Source organism: Vibrio sp. 1978, assembly GCF_033344345.1.
Genome location: NZ_JAWPOP010000242.1, coordinates 1 through 887, shown reverse-complemented (window position 1 = coordinate 887; position 887 = coordinate 1). Strand labels below are relative to the sequence as shown.

Below are 887 nucleotides of genomic sequence, written 5' to 3'. Positions count from 1 at the left end.
GTGCTAGAGGACTTAGGGTACTACTGTGTCGACAACCTACCAGTAAACCTATTGGATGCGTTTGTACATTCCATCGCTGACAGCAAGCAAAATGTTGCGGTGAGCATTGATATCCGCAACATCCCCAAAAAGCTCAAAGAACTGACTGGCACGTTAGAGCAGCTAAAAACTGAACTCGATGTAACCGTACTTTTCTTAGACGCCAATAAAGAAACCTTGCTCAAACGCTACAGCGAAACTCGTCGCATCCACCCGCTATCATTAGGCGGTCAGTCTCTATCGCTCGATCAAGCTATCGAGCGAGAAAAAGAGATCCTGACACCACTAAAAGCGCATGCGGATTTAATCCTCAACAGTAGCGGTCAGTCTTTGCATGAACTGAGTGAAACAGTTCGCATGCGAGTAGAAGGACGTGATCGCAAAGGCTTGGTGATGGTGTTTGAATCATTCGGCTTTAAATACGGCCTTCCGTCTGATGCAGATTACGTATTTGATGTTCGATTCCTACCGAACCCACACTGGGAACCAGCACTGCGCCCACTGACGGGTTTAGATGCACCTATCGCTGCGTTTTTGGAACAGCACCAGTCGGTATTGAGCCTCAAGTACCAGATAGAAAGTTTTATTGAAACTTGGCTACCTTTGCTCGAAAAAAATAATCGCAGCTATCTCACCGTAGCCATTGGCTGTACTGGCGGCAAGCACCGCTCAGTGTATTTAACCCAACAGATTGGCGAGTACTTTGCGGATAAAGGGCATCAAGTTCAGATTCGTCACACCTCGCTCGAGAAAAATGCTAAGGAGTAGCAGTGGAGTTAAGTCGTAAAGTATTGATTCAAAATCGTCTTGGGTTACACGCGCGCGCCGCAGTTAAGTTGGTAGAACTT

2 protein-coding genes are annotated in these 887 nt (G+C 46.8%); both read left to right on the top strand.

Annotated features, from left to right (window positions below; genetic code table 11):
- On the top strand, positions 1 to 807 hold an 807-nt coding region (rapZ, locus tag R8N49_RS25805; RefSeq protein WP_318190293.1), incomplete at its 5' end, for an RNase adapter RapZ.
- Positions 808 to 809: 2 nt separating this feature from the next.
- A partial coding sequence (locus R8N49_RS25800) for an HPr family phosphocarrier protein (RefSeq protein ID WP_276465782.1) occupies positions 810 to 887 on the top strand: 78 nt, incomplete at its 3' end.